The sequence below is a fragment of the Sandarakinorhabdus sp. genome, from assembly GCF_032115815.1.
Taxonomy (GTDB): Bacteria; Pseudomonadota; Alphaproteobacteria; order Sphingomonadales; family Sphingomonadaceae; genus Sandarakinorhabdus.
In genome coordinates this window covers 1-4163 of the sequence record NZ_JAUMBI010000178.1, presented here as the reverse complement: position 1 = coordinate 4163, position 4163 = coordinate 1, and the positions used below count along the sequence as shown (strand labels likewise).

The following is a 4163-nucleotide window of genomic DNA, read 5'->3' as shown; positions in this document are numbered from 1 at the left end:
CGCCAGACGCTGGACAAGGTGCTGCCCGGCATCGGCATGACCTGGCGCGTCGCCGGCGATGTCACGCTCTATGGCGGTGTCCATCGCGGCTTCGCCCCGCCGCGGGTGGAGGATATCATCACGCCCGTTGGCGGTTCGGTCGATCTGGATGCCGAACTCAGCTGGAACTGGGAAGCCGGCGTGCGCGGCAGCATCGTGAAGGGGATCAAGGGCGATGCCACCTTCTTCGTGATGGATTTCGCCAACCAGATCATCCCCCAATCCGTGGCCGGCGGCATTGGCGCCACGCTCACCTCCGCCGGGCGCACGCTGCACCGGGGCGGGGAGTTGTCGCTCACCCTGTCATCACGCGATGCCGGCTGGACCGATGCGGAAACCGACGTGTTTGCCCGCCTGGCCAGCACCTGGGTGGCGACCGCGCGCTACAGCAGCACCCGTATCGCCAATGTGCCCTGTTTCGATGGTGCCACCGCCGGCACGCTGGTTGCAACTGGCACCGGTGCGGTGCCGTGCGGTGTGGCCCGCGACGTGAAGGGCAATCGCCTGCCTTATGCGCCGGAATGGCTGATTTCGGGCGCCGTGGGCGTTGAACACAAGGGCTTCACCGGCCAGGTGGAAGTGGTGGGCCAATCCAGCATGTTTGCCGATGATGTGAACCTGGTGGCCGTCACGCCCGATGGCCAGCGCGGCCGCATCGGTGGCTGGGCGCAGGTGAATGTCGCGTTGTCCTACGGCCCGCCGCAAGGCAAATGGGAAGTGTTCGTGGCGGCGCGCAACCTGTTCGACCGGCTGTACGTGATCGATCGCGCCCGCGGCGTGCTGCCGGGCCAGCCGCTGATGGTGCAGGGCGGCATCACCGTCCGTTACTGATCGGCCCCGGAAACGAAAAGGGGCGGCGGTGCCGGTGTGGCACCGCCGCCCCTTTTCTGTTGGCGGAAGGATCAGGCCTCCGTGGCCGGCGCCGGCAGCGCCTTGGTGGCTTTCTTTGCCTTCAGCTTCTTGATCGCCGGCACGATCTCGAACGACAGATCCTCGTCCTTCACGTGCACGCGCACTTCTCCGCCGTTCACCAGCTTGCCGAACAACAGTTCCTCGGCCAGCGGCTGCTTGATCTTCTCCTGGATGAGCCGGCCCATCGGGCGCGCGCCATAAAGGCGATCATAGCCGCGGGCGATCAGCCAGGCCTTGGCCTCCTCGGTGAGGGAGATGTGTACGTCGCGATCGGCCAGCTGCATTTCCAGCTGCAGCACGAACTTGTCGATCACCATGGCGACCACGGCCGGCGGCAGGTAGCCGAACGGCACGGTGGCATCCAGCCGGTTGCGGAATTCCGGCGAGAACATCTTCTTGATGGCTTCCTCGTCCTCACCGATGCGGGTGGTGGCGCCGAAACCGATGCCTTCACGCGCCATGTCGGCAGCGCCGGCATTGGTGGTCATGATCAGGATGATGTTGCGGAAATCCACCGTCTTGCCGTGATGATCGGTCAATTTGCCGTTGTCCATCACCTGCAACAGGATGTTGAACAGATCCGGGTGGGCCTTTTCGATTTCGTCGAGCAGCAGCACCGAATGCGGCTGCTGATCCACGGCATCGGTGAGCAGACCGCCCTGATCGAAACCGACATAGCCGGGAGGCGCGCCGATCAGCCGGCTGACCGAGTGGCGTTCCATATATTCCGACATGTCGAAGCGGGTGAGCGGGATGCCCAGGATCGCCGCCAATTGCTTGGCCACTTCCGTCTTGCCCACCCCGGTGGGGCCGGAGAACAGGTAGGAACCGATCGGCTTGTTGGGTTCACGCAGGCCCGCCCGCGCCAGCTTGATGGCGCTGGCCAGTTTCTCGATGGCGGCATCCTGGCCGAACACCACGCGCTTCAGATCGGCATCCAGCGTTTGCAGCTGGGTCTTGTCGTCGGTGGAAACGCTCTTCGGCGGAATGCGCGCCATGGTGGCGATCACCGCTTCCACTTCCTTCACGCCAATCGTCTTCTTGCGCTTGGATTCGGGCAGCAGCATCTGCGACGCGCCGGTTTCGTCGATCACGTCGATCGCCTTGTCGGGCAGCTTGCGATCGTTGATGTAGCGCGCCGAAAGCTCCACCGCGGCCTTGATGGCATCGGCGGTGTATTTCAGCTTGTGATGCTCTTCATACGAAGGCCGCAGCCCCATCAGGATCTTGATGCTGTCCTCGATGCTCGGCTCGTTCACGTCGATCTTCTGGAAGCGGCGCAGCAGGGCGCGGTCCTTCTCGAAGTGGTTGCGGAACTCCTTGTAGGTGGTCGAACCGATGCAGCGGATCGCGCCTGACGACAGCGCCGGCTTCAGCAGGTTCGATGCATCCATCGCGCCGCCGCTGGTCGCGCCAGCACCGATCACCGTGTGGATTTCATCGATGAACAGCACGGCGTGCGGCAGCTTTTCCAGCTCGTTCACGACATTCTTCAGCCGCTCCTCGAAATCACCGCGATAGCGCGTGCCGGCAAGCAGCGCGCCCATGTCGAGGCTGTAGATCACGGCAGGCAGCAGCACATCGGGCACCTGGCCTTCGACGATCTTGCGGGCGAGGCCTTCGGCAATCGCGGTCTTGCCGACGCCCGGATCACCCACATAAAGCGGGTTGTTCTTGGACCGGCGGCACAGGATCTGGATGGTGCGGTCCACCTCGGCATGGCGGCCGATCAGCGGATCGACCTTGCCGATCTTGGCCTTCTCGTTGAGGTTGACGGTGAACTGCTTGAGGGCGCTTTCGCCGCCCTTTTTGTCGCTCTTTTCCGCCTTGGCCGGCTTTTCTTCCGGCTCTTCCCGATCAGCCGAGCCCTTGGGCGGCTTGGCTTCGGACTGGCCGGACTTGGCAATGCCGTGGCTGATGAACGAAACCGCATCCAGCCGCGTCATGTCCTGCTGCTGCAGGAAGAACACCGCGTGGCTTTCGCGTTCGGAGAATAGCGCGACCAGCACATTGGCGCCGGTCACTTCCTCGCGGCCCGATGACTGCACATGCAGGATGGCGCGCTGCACCACGCGCTGGAAACCGGCGGTGGGCGACGGATCAACACTGGCATCGGCCTTCAGCGCCTGCAGTTCGGTATCGAGATAACGGATCAACTGGCCCTGCAGTTCTTCCAGATCGACATTGCAGGCCTTCATCACCTGGGCGGCGTGGGTATCGGTGGTCAGCGCCAGCAGCAAATGCTCCAGCGTGGCATATTCGTGGGTGCGGCGCGCGGCTTCGGCCAGCGCGTTGTGCAGGGTCTTTTCAAGTTCGCGGGTGAACGAGGGCATCAACGTCTCCGGGGCGCGCCGTTCGGGGGAAAGGAGCGCCGTTGGCCGGCCCGGCCGTATGGAGGGCCTGAAGCCAATGTCTGCCCGGCAGGGCCAGATATCAAGGGGCAAACGGCCCAGTCCCACGCGTTTGTAATGTCGCAGTGGTTATTGTGCGGCTCTGGCCAGTCGGGCGATGGCGGGGCATGATGATGCGCACGCTTGGAGAAACCGAAATGCGCTTGATGCTGCTGACCCTTTTGCTCACCGCCGCGCCGCTGGCGGCTCAGACTGCGATGACCGCTCCCGCCCCCTCTGCCGCTCCCGCATCCACCATGTCGCCGGCGCCTGGTTACGTGGCCAACCGCCCGCCACTGGCCCTGATGCGCCTGCTGCCGCCGCCGCCCGAAGCCGGCAGCACGGAAGAACAGGCCGACAAATTCCTCTATCGCCAGAGCAAGCGCGGCATCGGCGGGCCGCTGTGGCAGAGCGCCATCGGCCAGCTGAGCGTGACCAGCCCGAGTTTCGTCAAGACGGTGAGCTGCGCGTTGGGCGCCACGCTCACCCCGCAAACGACGCCGGCCACCATGACGCTGCTGCGCCGCGCCGGCACCGATCTGGGCCGCGCCGTGTTCCTGGCCAAGGATTATTACAAGCGCCCGCGCCCGTTCAGCACGGATAACGGCAAGGCGTGCGATCCGGATGCGGCCAAGGATGGCGGCAAGGCGCTGGGCTTTGCCTATCCATCGGGCCACGCCGCGGTGGGCTGGCTTTGGGGCCTGATCCTGTCAGACGCGCGGCCGGTACGCAGCGCCGCGCTGCTGAAGTTCGGCAAGGCCACCGGCGATCTGCGCATCGCCTGCCGGGTGCATTGGGCATCCGATGTGACTGGCGGCCGCC

Annotated in this window: 3 protein-coding genes; 2 read left to right on the top strand and 1 reads right to left on the bottom strand. The window is 64.8% G+C overall.

The annotated features are described in order from the left end of the window. A partial coding sequence (locus RT662_RS10395) for a TonB-dependent receptor domain-containing protein (protein ID WP_313670639.1) occupies nucleotides 1-870 on the top strand: 870 nt, incomplete at its 5' end. Nucleotides 871-941: 71 nt separating this feature from the next. On the opposite strand, the gene clpA is transcribed toward RT662_RS10395, so the two are convergent. Next, nucleotides 942-3284 (bottom strand): ATP-dependent Clp protease ATP-binding subunit ClpA, encoded by a 2343-nt coding sequence (clpA, locus tag RT662_RS10390; RefSeq protein WP_313670638.1) that lies wholly within the window; start codon nucleotides 3282-3284, stop codon nucleotides 942-944. A gap of 188 nt (nucleotides 3285-3472) precedes the next feature. Between clpA and RT662_RS10385 the strand changes: the two genes are divergently transcribed. Further along, a partial coding sequence (locus RT662_RS10385; RefSeq protein WP_313670637.1) for a phosphatase PAP2 family protein occupies nucleotides 3473-4163 on the top strand: 691 nt, incomplete at its 3' end.